This window comes from Roseateles chitinivorans (genome assembly GCF_002761755.1).
Taxonomy (GTDB): domain Bacteria; phylum Pseudomonadota; class Gammaproteobacteria; order Burkholderiales; family Burkholderiaceae_C; genus Roseateles; species Roseateles chitinivorans.
The window spans coordinates 61,455-77,108 of sequence record NZ_PEOG01000015.1 but is presented as its reverse complement, the minus strand read 5'-3'; the positions used below and the strand labels follow the sequence as shown (position 1 = coordinate 77,108).

The 15,654-nt window shown below is 71.6% G+C and carries 11 protein-coding genes; 10 read left to right on the top strand and 1 reads right to left on the bottom strand.

Annotated features, from left to right (window positions below; genetic code table 11):
• The first annotated feature begins 62 nt into the window (after positions 1-62).
• The 9 genes from CS062_RS07290 (at position 63) to CS062_RS07250 (ending at position 14,056) form a co-directional block, all read left to right on the top strand.
• Complete coding sequence (locus tag CS062_RS07290; protein WP_099860810.1) at positions 63-2,024, top strand: chorismate-binding protein; 1,962 nt, start codon at positions 63-65, stop codon at positions 2,022-2,024.
• Positions 1,969-4,458 (top strand): hypothetical protein, encoded by a 2,490-nt coding sequence (locus CS062_RS07285; protein WP_099860809.1) that lies wholly within the window; start codon positions 1,969-1,971, stop codon positions 4,456-4,458. The genes CS062_RS07290 and CS062_RS07285 overlap by 56 nt, the downstream gene beginning before the upstream one ends.
• Positions 4,459-4,909: 451 nt before the next feature.
• Entirely contained in the window at positions 4,910-6,865 is a 1,956-nt protein-coding gene (locus CS062_RS07280; RefSeq protein WP_233217959.1) for a DEAD/DEAH box helicase, read from the top strand.
• A gap of 36 nt (positions 6,866-6,901) precedes the next feature.
• Entirely contained in the window at positions 6,902-7,666 is a 765-nt protein-coding gene (locus CS062_RS07275; RefSeq protein ID WP_099860808.1) for a DUF1294 domain-containing protein, read from the top strand.
• Positions 7,666-8,184 (top strand): GNAT family N-acetyltransferase, encoded by a 519-nt coding sequence (locus CS062_RS07270; RefSeq protein WP_158238697.1) that lies wholly within the window; start codon positions 7,666-7,668, stop codon positions 8,182-8,184. The genes CS062_RS07275 and CS062_RS07270 overlap by 1 nt, the downstream gene beginning before the upstream one ends.
• 112 nt (positions 8,185-8,296) lie before the next feature.
• On the top strand, positions 8,297-9,910 hold the full coding sequence (locus tag CS062_RS07265) for a hypothetical protein (protein WP_099860805.1): 1,614 nt from the start codon (positions 8,297-8,299) through the stop codon (positions 9,908-9,910).
• Positions 9,907-10,620: a hypothetical protein gene (locus CS062_RS07260; RefSeq protein WP_233217958.1), complete on the top strand. Its 714-nt coding sequence runs from the start codon at positions 9,907-9,909 to the stop codon at positions 10,618-10,620. The genes CS062_RS07265 and CS062_RS07260 overlap by 4 nt, the downstream gene beginning before the upstream one ends.
• On the top strand, positions 10,620-13,439 hold the full coding sequence (locus tag CS062_RS07255) for an ATP-binding protein (RefSeq protein WP_099860803.1): 2,820 nt from the start codon (positions 10,620-10,622) through the stop codon (positions 13,437-13,439). Before CS062_RS07260 ends, CS062_RS07255 begins: the two co-directional genes overlap by 1 nt.
• Before the next feature lie 263 nt (positions 13,440-13,702).
• Positions 13,703-14,056, top strand: coding sequence for a DUF1428 domain-containing protein (locus CS062_RS07250; RefSeq protein ID WP_099860801.1), 354 nt, complete (start codon positions 13,703-13,705; stop codon positions 14,054-14,056).
• 140 nt (positions 14,057-14,196) lie between these two features.
• Here the strand turns inward: CS062_RS07250 and CS062_RS07245 are convergent, their stop codons facing one another.
• The gene (locus tag CS062_RS07245) at positions 14,197-15,084 is read right to left on the bottom strand and encodes a LysR substrate-binding domain-containing protein (protein ID WP_158238696.1); all 888 of its coding nucleotides are present in this window, start codon (positions 15,082-15,084) and stop codon (positions 14,197-14,199) included.
• Between the two features lie 106 nt (positions 15,085-15,190).
• On the opposite strand from CS062_RS07245, the gene CS062_RS07240 reads away from it, so the two are divergent.
• Entirely contained in the window at positions 15,191-15,607 is a 417-nt protein-coding gene (locus tag CS062_RS07240) for a nuclear transport factor 2 family protein (RefSeq protein WP_099860798.1), read from the top strand.
• Positions 15,608-15,654: the final 47 nt, after the last annotated feature.

The following is a 15,654-nucleotide window of genomic DNA, read 5'->3' as shown; positions in this document are numbered from 1 at the left end:
CGCCGCGACTGGCATGTCGACGCCCCCGACGAGGAACGCGCCCGCGCGCGGCTGAGGCTCCGATGGACATCCCGCTCCGCCCCCAGGACCTGTGGGCGGCTTTCGACTTTCCGCGCCATCCGCTGGCTCGCGAGGACGGCGAGCGCCTGCGTGGCGCCTTCTTCGCGCCGCCGGCGCAGCGGCTGGTCGCCCATGATGCCGACCGGCTGCGCGCCGTGCTGCGCCTGGCGCATGCCGCGGCGCGTGCCGGCGCATGGGTGCTGGGCGGGCTGCGTTACGAGGCGGCCGGCGCGCTCGATCCGGTGCTGCGCACGCGCCCGGCCGGGGAGGCGCCGCTGGCGGAATTCCATGTCTGGCAGGAGCCGCCCGTCCCGTGGCCGGAGGCGCTTGCCGCGGCGGGTGCGAGACGCGCGCATCCGATGACCGCCTGGCGCGACGCGCAGGCGGATGCCGACGAGCAGGCGCAGGTCGAGCGCATCCGCGAGTACATCCGCGCCGGCGACTGCTACCAGGTCAACCTGACGACGCGACTGGCCGCGGAGACGGTCGGCGCCGACGCAGCCGACGCAGCCGACGGAGGCGACTTCGATCCCGTCCTGCACTTCTTCGCGCTGCACGCGGCGCAGCCAGGCGGTTTCGCCCTGTTCCTGCGCACAGGCGAGGGCGGCGACTCGAGCAGCGTCGCCAGCGTCTCGCCGGAGCTGTTCTTCGACTGGCGCCCGCTGCCCGAGGCGCCGCAGGCCAGCCACACCTGGCTGCTGTCGGCCCAGCCGATGAAGGGCACGGCGCCGCGCGGCCGCGACCGCGCCGGCGATGAAGCCGCACAAGCCTACCTGCGCACCAGCGCCAAGGAGCGCGCCGAGAACCTCATGATCGTGGACCTGCTGCGCAACGACCTGTCGCGCGTGGCGGTGCCCGGCTCGGTGCGGGTGCCGCGGCTGTTCGAGCTGCATGCCTTGCCCACGGTGTGGCAGATGACCTCCACGATCAGCGCGGTCACGCGTGCCGGGCTCGCGCTGGATGAGGTGATGGCGGCGCTGTTCCCCTGCGGCTCGATCACCGGCGCGCCCAAGAAGCGCGCGATGGAGGTCATCGACGAGCTCGAGCCCGGCCCGCGCGGCTGGTACTGCGGCGCACTCGGGATGCTGCAGCCGGGTGGGGCGGTCACTTTCAACGTGCCGATCCGCACCGTCGAGCAGACGGGGCGCGCGCTGCGCTGCGGCGTGGGCAGCGGCATCACGCTCGATTCCCTCGCGCGTGGCGAGATCGACGAGTGGCGCGCGAAGTCGCGCTTCCTGACCCGGGCGCGTGCGCCCATCGAGGCGCTGGAGACGATGCGGCTCGAGGAAGGGGAGTTCGAGCGTGCGGCGCGGCATCTGGCGCGCATGCAGCGCACGGCGCGCCACTTCGGGCTGGCCTGGTCGGCGGACGCGGCCAAGGCGCGGCTGGTGGAGATCGCGCAGCGGCATCCGCGCGGCGTGTGGCGCGTGCGGCTGACGCTGGCGCGCGACGGCAGCTTCACCGACGCGGTCCAGGCCTTGCCGGCCGCCGGTCACGACGGCGCGGGGGAGGGGCCGCTGGTGGTGGCGCTCGCGCGCGGCCCGATCGACGCCCGCGGTCCCGAGGCCGAATTCATCCAGCACAAGACGACGCGCCGCGAGGTGTACCAGGCCTTCCTGGACGCGAAGCCGGCGGACTGCTTCGACGTGCTGCTGTTCAACCGGGAGGGCGAGCTCACCGAGGGCTGCCTGACCAACCTCGCGCTGCAACTGGCGCCGGACGGGCCGTGGCTGACGCCGCGCGCCGAGGCCGGCCTGCTGCCCGGCACGCTGCGCGAGGAACTGCTGGAGCAAGGCCGGCTGCGCGAGGCGCGGCTGACCTTGCACGATCTGCGGCGGGCGCATGCGCTCGCCATCTTCAACGGTGTCCGGGGCTGGCGCGAGGCGCGGCTGCGGCACGAGGACCTTCATGACGACGACAACCCAACGCCGCCGCCCGGCGGCGCGCAAGACCCGAGCGGTTGACGAGGCGGCGACGCCGCCCGTGACCGATGCGGCAGCCGATCTGGCGGCCGATGCAGTGATCGAAGCGGTGACCGATGCCGCGACCGATGCGGTCACGCGGACTGCGCCCGACGAGACCGACCCCGCCGTGGCGCCTGCCGAGCCGATGACGCCGAAGCCCGCGCGCAAGCGCGCCGCCCGCGCCAAGGCGGCGGCAGCGGCGCCGGCGCCGGTTGCGATCGAGCCAGTGCCAGAGCCGGTGGCGGACGGCGAGGCTGCAGCTGAAGCCGTTGCCGAACCGGCCGATCCCGCGCCCGCGCCGAAGAAGCGACCGGCCCGCAAGCGCGTGGCCGTCGCCGAGGGCCATGCCGGAGCCTCGACCGACACCGCAGCTTCGACCGACGCCGTAGCCCCCACCGGCGCCGAAGTCCCTTTCGGCGCAGCAGCTCCGACCGACGCCGAAGCCTCGACGGAAGCCGCAGCTTCGACCGAGGCCGAAGCTCCCACCGAAGCCGCAGTTCCGACCGACGCCGAGGCCTCGACCGAAGCCGAAGCCGAAGTCGTGGCCACGGAGAACGGCGAGAGCGGCACTCCCCACAAGGGCCGTCGCAGGTCGAAGGTCCAGCCCGAGGTCGAGGCGATGCCGGCGGAGCCGCCGCGCTTCACGCTCGGTGCGCGCGAGGACGACGGCGTGTTCGGCGATTACGAGCTGCGCGACGGCCTGACCGGCACGACCTGCCGTCTGCGCCTGCTCGGCCGCCAGACCTGGCGCTGTGATTGCGCGGGCTATCTCGATCAGGGCACTTGCGAGCACGGCGAGCACCTGCTGTCGCTGTTCGACGCGGCCCAGCAGGAGGCGCTCGACGCCGGCTGGCCCGCGCGCGAGGCCGAGGTCTGGCTGGTGCCCGGGCCGCAGCGGCTGCTGCAATGGGTGTGTGGTCGTGAGGTGCCCGATCGCCTGCGTGAGCAGGAGGGTCTGGACGAGCAACTGCGCCGCTCCGCCGAGGGCGGTCATGCCTGGCTGCAGCGATTGCTGAGCGAGGCGCGGTCGCTGGGCGTCGCGCTGCGCGTGGATGCGCCGGTGTGGCCGCAGCTGGCCTGCGGTCGCGATGCGCAGGCGCGGGTGCAACGGATCGAAGCCGCGATGTCCGATGGCGCCGCGATGCGCGCGCTGCTGCGCGACGAGTTGCCGGTCCATGCCTGGGAGGCGGCGCTGTTCGCCGTCTGCGCTGGCCGCGCCCTCGTGGCCGACGACCTGGGACTGGGGCAGCGCGGCGCGGCCATCGCCGCCATCCGGCTGTGGGGCGAATGCTTCGGCGTGAAGCCGGCCGTCGTCATCGCTCCGGAGCCCGCGCATGCCGCCTGGCGGCGAGACCTGACGCGCTGGCTCGGCGACGAGGCGAAGTCGGTGACCGTCGCCGCGACGCCGCCGGCGAAGCCGCAGGCGGCGCTGCTGATCGTCGACGGGATCGAGTCGGTCGACTCGGAGCGCCTGGCGGCGCTGCGTGCCGTGCCTGCCCCGCAGCTGCTGCTGATCGCTCACCAGGAGCCGCTGGCCGATGCGCGCCTGGTCGAATGGATCGACTGGCTCGACGACATGCGCCGTGGCCCGCTCGCGCGGCTGCGGGCGCTGCCCGACGACGCCGGCAAGAAGCTCAAGCGCGAGGCGCTCGAGTCCGTGCTGCTCTCGCGCCGCAAGCGCGAACTGGCGGACCAGTTGCCTGCTGCGTTGCTGTCGCCGCTGTGGCTCGATGGCGCCGGCGCGAACGGCGCCAGCCTGCCGGCTGCGCCGCTGAAGCAGCTGCGCCAGCTGATCGAGCGCTGGACCGCGCTGCGTTTCCTGTCCAGCGCCGAGCAGCAGCAGTTGCTGGAGGCCTTGTCGCTGCTGCCGCCGGCGTCCCGCCAGGCGCTGGCGGCCAAGGCCGAGGCGGTGCTCGGGCTGCGTCGCGAATGGGTCCAGGGCGCCGTTCCTGCCGCCGCGCGCCTGGTGGTGTGCGCACGGTCGGAGACGCTGCTGGACAGCCTGTCGATGTCGCCGCAGTTGCGGCGCCTGCCGCCGCAGCGCCTGCGGGCGGGCGATGCACCGGCGGCGCGTGCGGCCGCGCTGTCGACCTGGCGGTCCGCCGAGGCCGGTGTGCTGCTGGCCAGCGACGATGCGCTCGGCAGCCTGCCGGACGGGGCCCTGGCCGAGGATCGCGTCGCCATCGTGCATGCGGACCTGCCCTGGCAGCCGGCCGTGCTGGCGCATCGCGTCGAGGCCGTCTGCGGCGACGACGCCTGCGGCGTGCCGGCGGCGCTGCTGCTGATCGAGGGTTCGCTCGATGCCGCCGTGCTGCGCGCGCAGCGCGACGGCGTGAGCTTCCCCGACTGGCTGGATGCCGCGCCGGCCTGGCTGGACGGCGATCAGCTCGACGCGCTGATGGCGGTGCTGCCGCGCCTGCTGCAGGGGCTCTGAGCGCCAGCAGTCATGGGCTAGGTGAAAACCCGAAAAGCTGTTATAGTCGCGGTCTTCACCGTTTCAGACGGTGCTTCGTACGTCTCCTCTGACCTCTTGCAGACCGCTGCGCCGGCCATCCGAATGGATGCCCACGCAGGCTCCGGATCTCCTCCGGAGCGGTTTCCCGCCATGGGAAGCGCGCCCTGCATGCCCTCGGGTTCGGTCGGCGGCGATGCCGTCGCTTTGACTGTTCCCCGGCGCCTCACCAGGCCCTTCCACCCGCTCGTGGGCTGCTTCGGCGGCCGCGCTGCGCGTGTCTCTCTTGCCCGGTGATCGACGCGAGCTTTCTCCCAGCGACATCACGGTCCTGCCGCGATCCGATCCAGATCGCAAGACAGGCCACAGCGCGCCAGCGCGGACGCCGTCCTTCGGTGTCGGCGGCGGCGCGTGCCTTTGGATTGCAAGACAGATGAGTTTCGACCACGACATGAACGCCGACGCCCAAAACCAGAACGACGAGCTCGACCAGGCGATCGAAGCCGGCGAACTGGGCAACGACGCGGAAACGAGCGGCACGCCGTTCTCCGCGCTGGGCCTGCACGATGCGCTGCTGCGCGCCGTCAAGGATTCCGGCTACGAGAACGCCACCGAGGTGCAGGCCCAGGCGATTCCCCCCGCGCTGACCGGCGCGGACCTGATGGTGTCCTCGCGCACCGGCTCGGGCAAGACCGCCTCGTTCATCCTGCCCGCGCTGCAGCAGGTGCTGACCGCCCGCGCCGAGCGCGCCGCCGGCAACAAGACCAAGACCATCGGCCCGCGCGTGCTGGTGCTGGCTCCGACGCGTGAACTGGCGATGCAGGTCGCCAAGTCCGCGATGACCTACGGCCGCCACATCCAGGGCCTGCGCGTCGCCACCGTGCTGGGCGGCATGCCCTACGCCCACCAGCTGCGCGCGCTGAGCGGCCACCTGGACATCCTGATCGCCACCCCCGGCCGCCTGCTGGACCACATCAACAGCGGCCGCTGCAAGCTCGAGAACGTCACGATGTTCGTGCTCGACGAGGCCGACCGCATGCTGGACATGGGCTTCATCGACGACATCAACTTCGTCGCCGAGCAGATCCCGGCCACGCGCCAGACGCTGATGTACAGCGCGACCTTCGCCGGCAACACCGGCCGCCTGGCCGCCCAGCTGATGAAGGACCCGCAGCGCATCGACGTGTCGGGCCACACCGAGACGCACGAGAACATCTCGCAGCGCCTGCACTGGGCCGACAACGGCCAGCACAAGCGCAAGCTGCTGGAGCACATCCTGGGCGAGCGCGACGTCGACCAGGCCGTGGTCTTCACCAGCACCCAGCAGGACACCGAGTGGCTGGCCGAGCAACTGGAGGCGATCGGCCACCGCGTCGCCGCGCTGCACGGCGGCATGCCGCAGGGCAAGCGCAACCGCACGCTGATGGCGCTGCGCCGCCGCGACCTGCGCGTGCTGGTCGCCACCGACGTGGCCGCCCGCGGCATCGACGTGCCGACGATCTCGCACGTCATCAACTTCGGCCTGCCTATGAAGGCCGAGGACTATGTCCACCGCATCGGCCGCACCGGCCGCGCCGGCCGCTCCGGCATCGCGGTGACGCTGGCCGAGCGCGGCGACATCTCGATGATCAAGCGCATCCAGCAGTTCACGACGCAGCAGATCCCGGTCTCGCGCATCGAAGGCCTGGAGCCCAAGAACGAAGAGCCGCGCATCTACCCGTCGCGTCCCGGCTTCGACCGCGGTGATCGCGGCGGTTTCGGCGGCAACCGGGGCGGCTTCGGTGGCAACCGCGGCGGCTACGGCAACCGTCCGCAGGGCGGCAGCTTCCGCGGCAATGATCGCGGCGGTTTCGGCGGCGGCGACAACCGCTTCGACAACAGCGCCCGCTTCGAGCGTCCGGAAGGCCGTCCGGCCTTCGGCGAGCGTCGCGAGGGCGGCCAGGGCGGCTTCGGCGGTGGCAACCGTTTCGAGCGCCCGCAAGGCGACCGTCCGCGTTTCGGTGACCGCCCGCAAGGCGATCGTCCCTTCGGCGACCGCCCGCGTTTCGGCGATCGTCCGCAGCGCGACGGCCAGGGCTTCGGCGGCGGCAACCGTTTCGAGCGTCGCGAGGGCCAGTTCCAGGACCGTCCGCAGCGTGACTTCGGCGGCCCGCGTGGCGGTCAGGGCGGCAATGGCGGCGGCTTCGAGCAGCGCCGTGGCGGCTTCGATCCGCGCTTCGATCGCTCGGCCGACAACAACGACCGCTACGGCCCGCGCGCCGAGCGTCCGGCCTTCAAGGGCAACGACAGCTTCGAAGGCCGTCCAGCCAAGCCGGCCTTCAAGGGGCCGCGCCAGGGCGGCGACGACCGCGGCGGCTTCGTCAAGAAGGGCCCGCGCAAGGGCTACTGAGCCCTCGCGGCTCAGGCTGAAGGGGAACGCTGAGGGATGCGCGTCGAGGGTCGGATCGTCCAGTGGGATGACGCGAAGGGCTACGGCTTCATCGCGCCGTCCGACGGCGGCCCGAAGCGCTTCGCGCACATCAGCGCCTTCGGCATGCGCGCCCGCCGGCCGTTCGTCGGCGAGCGGGTGAGCTACGAGCCCGGCGCCGACGCGCAGGGCAAGCCTCGGGCGCTCAAGGTCAAGAGCCTGGAGCCCAAGCCGGCCCCCGCCGGTCCCGCGCCGGCCGCAGGGACGGGCCGCTCGAGCGCCTCGGCCGCCAACGCCACCCGCGCGGGTGGCCGTTTCCGGGCGGCGTCGACCTCGCGCGCCGCTTCCGCTTCTTCCTCGTCCTCCTCCTCGTCGGCCGACACCGGCGCCTCGCTCTGGCTGGTGCCCGGATTCGCCACGCTGGTGCTGCTCACGCACCTGGCGTGGCCGTTGCCGCGTGGTTTGTGGGGTGTCTACGTCGCGATGAGCTTCGCGACCTTCATCGTCTATGCGCTGGACAAGCGCGCCGCCCGGCTGGGCCAGTGGCGCGTCAAGGAGTCCACGCTGCATGCGCTCGCGCTGCTGTGCGGATGGCCCGGCGCGCTGCTGGCCCAGCACTTGCTACGCCACAAGAGCGCCAAGCTGGGCTTCCGGCGGGTGTTCTGGTTGAGCGTCGCGCTCAACATCCTGGCCTTCGTTTGTCTCTTCACGCCGCTGCTGTCGCCGCTCTTCTCTGGCCTCTCCGACCACTGGGGGACGCGCGCCGCCGGCGATCTCGTTTGATGCTGCAGTTGAAAGTGATCGGCACGGCGGACCTTCCCGCCGTGCTCGCCTTGCAGGCCCAGTGCTATGGGCCCGAGTTCCTGGAAAGCGCCGAGGCCTTCGAGGCCAAGCTGCGCGCGGCGCGCCACCTGCATTGCTCCTACCTGGCCGTCGTGGCCGGCGAGCCGCTGGCCTATGTCGTCAGCCTGCCGGTCGACGACGGGCAACTGCCGGCGCTCGACGCGCCGTCGGTGTCGCCGGCGCGCGCGCCGCGCACCCTCTACCTGCATGACCTGGCGGTCTCGCCCGCGGGCCGGACCCGGCGCCTGGGCCACCAACTGGTGCGGCAGGTGGTGCACCGCGCCCAGGACATGGGCCTGACGCAGGTCGCGCTGGTGGCGGTGCAGGGCTCCCGGCGCTATTGGGAACATCAAGGCTTCGTCGCGGCCCCGTCGCCGCTGGCCCCGGTCGTGGCCGAAAAGCTGGCGAGTTTCGGCCCCGGCGCAACGCTGATGCGTCGCGCGCTGACGCCGGCGTGACCTCGCTCGGTCCCACCTCCGGACGCACGATCCACCGCATGTGTCCGGACTGCGGGTTATCCCGCCTCGGCGGGGGCGGGGAGGGGAGCGAGGGCTGGGATAATCGCGCCCCATGACCCTGACCCCGGGAGGCGCGGACGATGCTCTGCGCGACGATCTCCCCGAACCCTCTTTCGAAGACCATTTCCGCGAAGGCCAGCTCCCGCAGGACTCCATCCTGTGGTGGCAGTTGGAACGCAACGAGGCCCTGCTGGCCGCGCAGCGCGCGCTGTTCCACGGCCCGTCCACGCTGGTGCGGCTGCGCGTCTGGGTGTTCATCGAGCTGATGAGCCTGCCGCACTCGCGGCTCTCCCGGGACGACCTGAATCGCCATTTCCACGTGCTGCGCGACGAGGCCCTGGAGCTGGTGCTCAAGCGCCTGCGCGACGCGCAGTTGCTCGCCTGGGACGCGTCCAACCAGCAGTACGGCGTGACGCCGCTGGCGCAGCAACTGATGGCGATGGTCTCGCCGCTGACGCAGGGCCAGGCCGCCGACGAGGACGGCGACCTGGCCGGCCTGCTCGCCAACGTGGCCGGCGCGCAGCAGCTGGGGACGCTGGAGCCGGCCCAGCTGCAGCATCTGCTGGCCCAGCTCTCGCGGCTGTACAACGAGTTCGCCGATGCGATCGCCTCGGGCTCCGAGTTCCATCTGCGCCGCGCGCGCATGCGCTTCGAGCGGGCGCTCAAGCTGGTCGAGCGGGCCAGCGAGGCGCTGTCCGCGATCATCCGGCAGGCCGAGAACGATGGAAACGCGCGCCTGGAGCGCCTGGCGCGCGAGCTGGGCCTGGCGCAGGCGCGGCTGCTGGCAATGGCCAGCCAGTTCAACCGCGCGCTGCAGCAGGCCGACCGGCAGCGCGTCACATTGGGCTCCACCGGCATCACGACGACCGACGTGCGGCGCTGGCTGCAGGACGTGCCGTTCCTGGAGAACCTGGCACTGGGCGCGTTGTCGCGGCCGGTGCATCCGGTCTTCGTCGCGCAGCATGAACTGCTGGACGGGTGCGAGGCCGAGTTCGAGCGCGATCGTCCGGTGCCCCCGACGCCCGAGCCGCTGCCCAGCGGCCTGGCCGCGCCGCCGGGCGAGCTGGCGGTGATGAGCCTGCCGCCCGAGATGGGCCAGTTGCAGGCGCTGCTGGGCCGCTGGAGCGGTGAGCAGGTGCAGCTCAGCGACCTGCGGCCGGCGGTGCTGGGCGGCAGCTACGCGCGCGCCGCCTACCGTGCGCAGTTGCTGCCGCTGCTGGGTGACCCGCAGGCGCAGCACCTGGCCGGCGCGACCGGCGACATGGCGCGCCAGCCCTGGCGGGTGCGCTGGTCCGCCGCGCAAGGCGAGATCGACGACGAATATGTCCGCTGGATGAGCCAGGGCGTGCTGCATTCGACCGAAGTCGAACCGCCCGCCGAGCCCGAGCCCGAACCCAGGTGGCGGCCGCCCGAGCCCGAGGCGCCCCGGCGCGGCCGGCGCAAGGCCGCGTCCGTGGAGACCGCCGCCGCGATTGCTGCCGTGGATGCCGCCGCCCCTTCCTTGACGCCGGAAGCCGCCGCCGCCAACGCCGCGGCCTCCGATTCCCCTGACCCCACTGCATCGGCCGAAGCGCCCGTGACGCCCATGACGCCGCAGACGCCCGCGCGCGCCGATGCGACGCCGCACGCCGCCGGCGCCGATGCCGATCCCACTTCCCTGCCATGAGCCATCAACTCGACGACGCCGCCCAACTGGCGGCCCAACTGCTGGCGCGCCGCTGGCTGCCGCGGAACCAGCCGCTGGTGCGCCGCGCGCTGATCGACCAGGAACTCTGGCGTGCGGTCAACGAGCGCGTCGCCGCCGTGGGCCTGCGGGTGGTGGACAACGTCTACGCCGACCACATCACGCTGGCGATGCTGCGCCCGGCCGAGGTCGCCGTGTTCGGCGAGACCGGCCTGGCCTCCAACAACAACCTGGACCTGCCGCGTGACGGCGTCGCGCTGCTGGTGGTGGTGTGGGCGCTGATCGTGCTGCCCAAGCGCCAGCGCCAGCTCGCGCGCGCCGAGGAGGCGGCCGAAGGGCAGGGCGAGATGTTCGCCAAGGACAAGCCGCTGCCCAGCGCCGCCAGCAGCGCGCCGACGCTGTCCTACCGCAGCCTGCTGGCCGACTTCGGCAACCAGCTCGGCAAGAAAATGCGGCTGGACGCCAACCTCAAGCTGCTCGAGCGCCAGGGCTTCATCACGCGCAAGGGCGAGGACATCTGCGAGGGTCCGCTGCTGGACCTGCTGCTGGACTACGACACGCTCGCGCCGCGCATCCTGGACGGCGCGCTGGCCGACGTGCTCGCGCGCAGCACCGACGCGGAATCCGGCCCGATGCTCAATGCCATCCTGGCCGCCCGCCACAACGAAGAATCCGACCTGAGCGACGCCTGATGTTTCACCTGCAATCCCTGGAACTGCTGCACTGGGACTACTGCCGCCGCGTCTCGATGCCGCTGGACGGCAACATCATCACCATCGCCGGGCCCAATGGCTCGGGCAAGACGACGCTGCTCGACGCGATGCGCACGCTGCTGGGACTGGAGTGCTCCGGCGGCCGGACCTACAAGACCTACGCCCGCCACGCCAATGCGGAGCACGCATGGCTCCGCGCGCTGGTGGACAACCGCCCGCGCGGCCGCCAGAACAGCAGCCGGCCCTTCGCCAGCTCGCTGCTGTATGCGGACCAGGTGACGCTGGCCTGCCGCATCTCGCGCCAGGGCGGCGACTGGGTGCGCCGCTACATCCTGGTCGACGGCGTGCATGAGATCGAGGAGCTCGACACCAAGGCCGACAAGGACTGGCTGGGCATCGAGGCCTGGAAGAAGCGCCTGGAGGCCGCCGGCCTGACGCGCGCGATCGGCCGCGTGCTCGCGCTGGAGCAGGGGCAGACCGACCGGTTGTGCGAGCTGTCCTCCAAGGAACTGCTGCGCCTGGTGTTCGAGGTCTTCGGCGACCAGGAAGTCCTGGACCGCTACGAGCTGGCGCGCAATCACCAGCAGCAGCTGGTCAAGGAAGTCGAGCAGGCGCAGCACGAGCTGTCGCATGCGCAGGCGCAGCTGTCCGACCTGTCCAACCGCGTCAACAGCTACCAGCAGTACCAGCTGCGGCTCAAGGAGCGCGAGCGCCTGGCCACCGAGGTCGTGCCCGTTCTGCAATGGAGCGAGCAGCGCCAGCGCACCGCGCAGCAGTTGCGCGAGCTGCATCGGCAGCGGCTGTTCGCGCGCTCGGACGAGCGTGGCATCAGCGACAAGCGGGCGCAGCTGCTGGCGCTGTTCAAGGCGCAGGAGGCGGCCAAGGACAAGCTGGCCGACCTGGAGCAGCAGCGCAAGCAGGCGCGCCAGGCCTTCGAGGCCGCGCGCGACGGCGAGCGGCCGATGGAGCAGCTCGCCAAGCGCGAGGACGACCTGAAGGCGCTGGCCGCGGTCGAGACCGACGGCGCGGCGCTGACGGCCAAGCTCGAGGAACTGGGCACCCGCCAGCATCAGCTGCGCGAGAGCTTCACGCGCCAGAACGACCAGCAGCGCAAGGCGCAGCAGGCGATGGACGAGCTGACCGGCCAGCGGCTGCCGCCGCCGCCGGCCGAGGTCACGCGCTTTCGCAAGGCGCTGGACGAGGCCGGCATCGCGCACCACGTGCTGGCCGACGCGATCGACATCGCCGACGACACCTGGCGCGCCGCGGCCGAAGGCTTCCTGCGGCCGTCGCGCTGGGTCGTGGTGCTGGCGCGCTCGAGCGACGAGGGCCAGGCCTACCGCATCGCCTCGCGTGAGCGCTACCGGCATTACGTCGTCGCCGATGGCGAGCATGCGCCGGCGGTGAGCCCGAAGGACAGCCTGCTGTCGGTGCTGAAGTTCAATGCCAAGGCACCGGGCTGGCTGCTGCGGCAGTTGGCGTCGATCCGCTGTGTCGCGGACACCGAGAAGGGTGCCCAGGTCGGCGGCGAGTGGATCACCACCGAGGCCTACTACCGCGATGGCCGCGGCGGGCGCAGCCTGTGGGTCGAGCCGCGCGAATACCAGTTCGGCGACTCGGCGCTCGATGCGCGCCGCGCTTCGCTGGACAAGGAGTTGACGCGCTACGACCTGGAGCTGTCCAAGCTGGCCAAGGAGCAGCTCGAGATCGAGCGCCAGCTCAAGGATGCGCAGCGCGCCGCGCAAGGTCACAAGGCGGCGCAGGAACTGGTGGAGCGGGCCGAGGAATTCGCCGAGGCGCGCGCGCGCCTGCCCGGACTGCGCCAGTCGCGGATCGAGGCGGCGACCCGCATGGCCGCACTGGACCAGGAGCACGACCGGACCGTGGCCGCGGCCACCCGCGCCGAGCGCGACTACGAGTCGGCGCAAGCCAGCCTCAAGGCCAGCGAGGACAACGTGCTGCGCGCCGAGCGTGACTGGGCCGGCAAGCGCGATGACCTGATCGCCACCGCCCAGGCCTCGCGCGAGGCGCGGTCCAAGTTCCCGGCCGCCTGGGTGCACCCGATGCGGCTGCAGGCGCTGCGCGACGAGTTCGAGAATGCCAAGCAGGCGGAGATCGCGTCGCGCCATGTGCAGCAGGAGCTGGACACCGGCGTGTGGGAGACCGATGCGGGCGTGCAGGAACGCCATGCGCGGATGCAGGTCGCGGTGCTGGAGCAGACCACGCAGCTCGACGACCGCCGCGCGAGCAACGAGATGGCGCGCATCGCCGCGTTCAACGCGCGCGAGCGCTACATCGACGTGCTGCGCGCGACGGTGCGGCGCTACAAGAAGAATGTGCAGGAGCTCGGCGAGCTGGCCGGCGTGCATGCGCAGGCCGAGTTGCCGCACCTGGACAACGACGACACGGTGCTGGCGCAGGCCGGGCTGCATGTGAAGTTCAACTTCGACGGCAAGGGCGAGGTGGGTCTGAACGACGGTGAAGCCTCGGGCGGGCAGCAGGTGCTCAAGAGCCTGATCCTGCTGGTGGGCCTGATGAAGGACGACGACGCGCCGGGCGGCTTCGTCTTCATCGACGAGCCCTTCGCCCACCTGGACGTGCGCAACATCCAGCTGGTGGGCCACTTCCTGAAGAGCACCCGGGCGCAGTACCTGCTGACGACGCCGATCACCCACAACGTCGAGGTCTTCGAGCCTTCGGAGATCACGCTGGTGACCAGCAAGAAGCCGCGCGGCGAGCGCTGGGCGCCGCCGATCGCGGTGCTGGCGCGACGGCCCGAGAAGTCGATCTACGACTGAACGCGCCAGTGGCGCGGACCGGCCCGCGTCGCCCGAAGGGGCAGGCCCCGCGATTGCCCCCATCGCGCCCCCTATTGCCCCGCGCGGCGCCGTCTCCGAGCTTGGCAGAGCGTCCGGCCGGCGGCACTCGTTAGCATCCCCGCGTTGCGGATGGGGCGACCGCTCCGGACCCGGCCCCGAACGGCGAGGATGTCGATTCCTTGCGTCGCCGTTCGTCGTGCAGGACGTGGCCGCGAGCCGCGCAATCAACCGGAGTCAGCGCAATGAACTACGTGGATGGCTATGTGATCGCCGTGCCCACCGCCAAGCGTGAGGCCTATCGCCAGTTAGCGCAGGACGCCTCGGCGGTGTTCAAGGACCATGGCGCGTTGCAGGTCGTGGAGTGCTGGGGGGACGATGTGCCCGAGGGCAAGGTGACCTCGTTCCCGATGGCGGTGCAGCGCAAGCCTGACGAGACGGTGGTCTTCTCGTGGATCGTCTGGCCGTCCCGCCAGGTCCGCGACGAAGGCATGAAGAAGTCGATGGAGGATCCGCGCATGAACCACGATCCGGCAAGCATGCCCTTCGACGGCCAGCGCATGATCTTCGGCGGCTTCGAGGTCATCGTCGAAGCCTGAGCGCGCTCGGACGCCGGCGTGCTCCCCCATCGGACGGCCGTCTTCCGGACGAGGACGGCGCCGGCAACGTCCTGGCACTGAGCGGGCTGTCGCAGCGTCGAGCGCGGCGTGGCGACCGTCTTCCCGGGCCTGTCCTGAGGTCAGCGCCGGCTCGAGAACTCCTTCGACAGCCAGGCCCGCAACTCGGCCAGGCCGCGCTTCGATCCGTGGGCCGGCGGCCAGGTCAGGAAGTAGCCGTTGCCCGACGCGACCTGGGTCTCGAACGGCGTCACCAGCAGGCCGTCGTCGACGATCTCGTGCAGCATCCGCGGGTCGGCGATGGCGACTCCCTGGCCGCGCATGGCCGCCGACAGGGCCAGGTCCAGGGTGTCGAAGACATGGCCGCTGGCGCCGTCGACGCCCTCGACCGACGCGCCCTCCAACCAGCGTCGCCACTCGCGGCGCTCGGGACCGGGATGCAGCAGCTCGACCTTGGCCAGGTCGGCCGGAGTCTTCAGGCGCGCGGCGGTCGCCTGGGCGCACATCGGCGTGAGCCGCTCCCGCATCAGCAAGACCTTGTCGACCCCCGGCCAGCGGCCCTGGCCGTGGGCGACGATCGCATCGACGCTGGAGCGCGCGAAGTCCGGCGCATCGGTCCAGTTGGTGGAGATGCGCAGATCGAGGTCGGGCAGCGCCTGGCGCAAGCGGGGCAGGCGCGGCAGCAGCCAGCGGGCTGCAAGCGTGGGCGGCACCTGGAGGTTGATCACGGCCGCCTGCCGACGGATCGCCTCGCTGGCCGCGCCGATGCCGGCGAGGGCCTCGCGCACCGCCGCCAGCAGCACCGCGCCTTCGGAGGTCAGCGCGAGTCCTCGAGCCTGCCGAGTGAAGAGCGCGCAGCCGAAATGCGCCTCCAGCGCCAACACCTGCCGGCTCACCGCGCCTTGCGTCAGGTGCATCGCGCCCGCGGCCTGGGTGAAGCTGCCGGCCTCCGCGGCGGCGACGAAGGCCTGCAGGTTCTGCAGCGGCGGGAGTGCGGAACGTGATGACATTGCCATGATCCTAGTGCATGGCTCGCATGAGAAGCTTTCGCTGGTCGAAGGGGTGCTCGCTTCGTACGATCCAGCCGACTTCCCACTGCAGGCATGCGTCGTACTCATGAATCATCACATCTCCGAATCGACGGTCCCGGACGCTGGGCACGTCGCCGTCATCGAGCGCTACCTCGACCGCCTCGAGGCCTCCGACGTCGAGGGCATCGTGGCCCTGTTCACCGAGGACGCGCAGGTGGTCTCGCCGTTCCTCGGTGGCATGAGCCCGCGGCCCTTCTTCGAGAAAGTGCGTGACGCCTCGGGGCAGAGCCGGATCGAGGTGCTGGATATCCTGCTCAGCGCCCGCGGTGGGTCGCGCGCGATGGCGTATTTCGTATACCACTGGCAGTTGCGGGACGGCACCGAGGTCCGCTTCGATTGCGTGGACGTCTTCGACTTCAACGAACAGGGCCGGATCCAGCGCATGACCATCGTGTACGACACCCACCCGGTGCGCGCGCTGGTCGGTGACAAGTACGCCTGAGGCGCAGCGAGGAAGAAGCAAGAGGCAAGAAACAAGAAGGAAGGAAC

Excerpts from the sequence above, each read along its gene's own strand:
- CS062_RS07270 (WP_158238697.1), top strand. The coding sequence starts at position 7,666 with ATGCTGCAGTTGAAAGTGATCGGCACGGCGGACCTTCCCGCCGTGCTC.
- CS062_RS07285 (WP_099860809.1), top strand. The coding sequence starts at position 1,969 with ATGACGACGACAACCCAACGCCGCCGCCCGGCGGCGCGCAAGACCCGA.
- CS062_RS07245 (WP_158238696.1), bottom strand. The coding sequence starts at position 15,084 with ATGTCATCACGTTCCGCACTCCCGCCGCTGCAGAACCTGCAGGCCTTC.
- CS062_RS07265 (WP_099860805.1), top strand. The coding sequence starts at position 8,297 with ATGACCCTGACCCCGGGAGGCGCGGACGATGCTCTGCGCGACGATCTC.
- CS062_RS07250 (WP_099860801.1), top strand. The coding sequence starts at position 13,703 with ATGAACTACGTGGATGGCTATGTGATCGCCGTGCCCACCGCCAAGCGT.
- CS062_RS07260 (WP_233217958.1), top strand. The coding sequence starts at position 9,907 with ATGAGCCATCAACTCGACGACGCCGCCCAACTGGCGGCCCAACTGCTG.
- CS062_RS07290 (WP_099860810.1), top strand. The coding sequence starts at position 63 with ATGGACATCCCGCTCCGCCCCCAGGACCTGTGGGCGGCTTTCGACTTT.
- CS062_RS07275 (WP_099860808.1), top strand. The coding sequence starts at position 6,902 with ATGCGCGTCGAGGGTCGGATCGTCCAGTGGGATGACGCGAAGGGCTAC.
- CS062_RS07255 (WP_099860803.1), top strand. The coding sequence starts at position 10,620 with ATGTTTCACCTGCAATCCCTGGAACTGCTGCACTGGGACTACTGCCGC.
- CS062_RS07280 (WP_233217959.1), top strand. The coding sequence starts at position 4,910 with ATGAGTTTCGACCACGACATGAACGCCGACGCCCAAAACCAGAACGAC.
- CS062_RS07240 (WP_099860798.1), top strand. The coding sequence starts at position 15,191 with ATGAATCATCACATCTCCGAATCGACGGTCCCGGACGCTGGGCACGTC.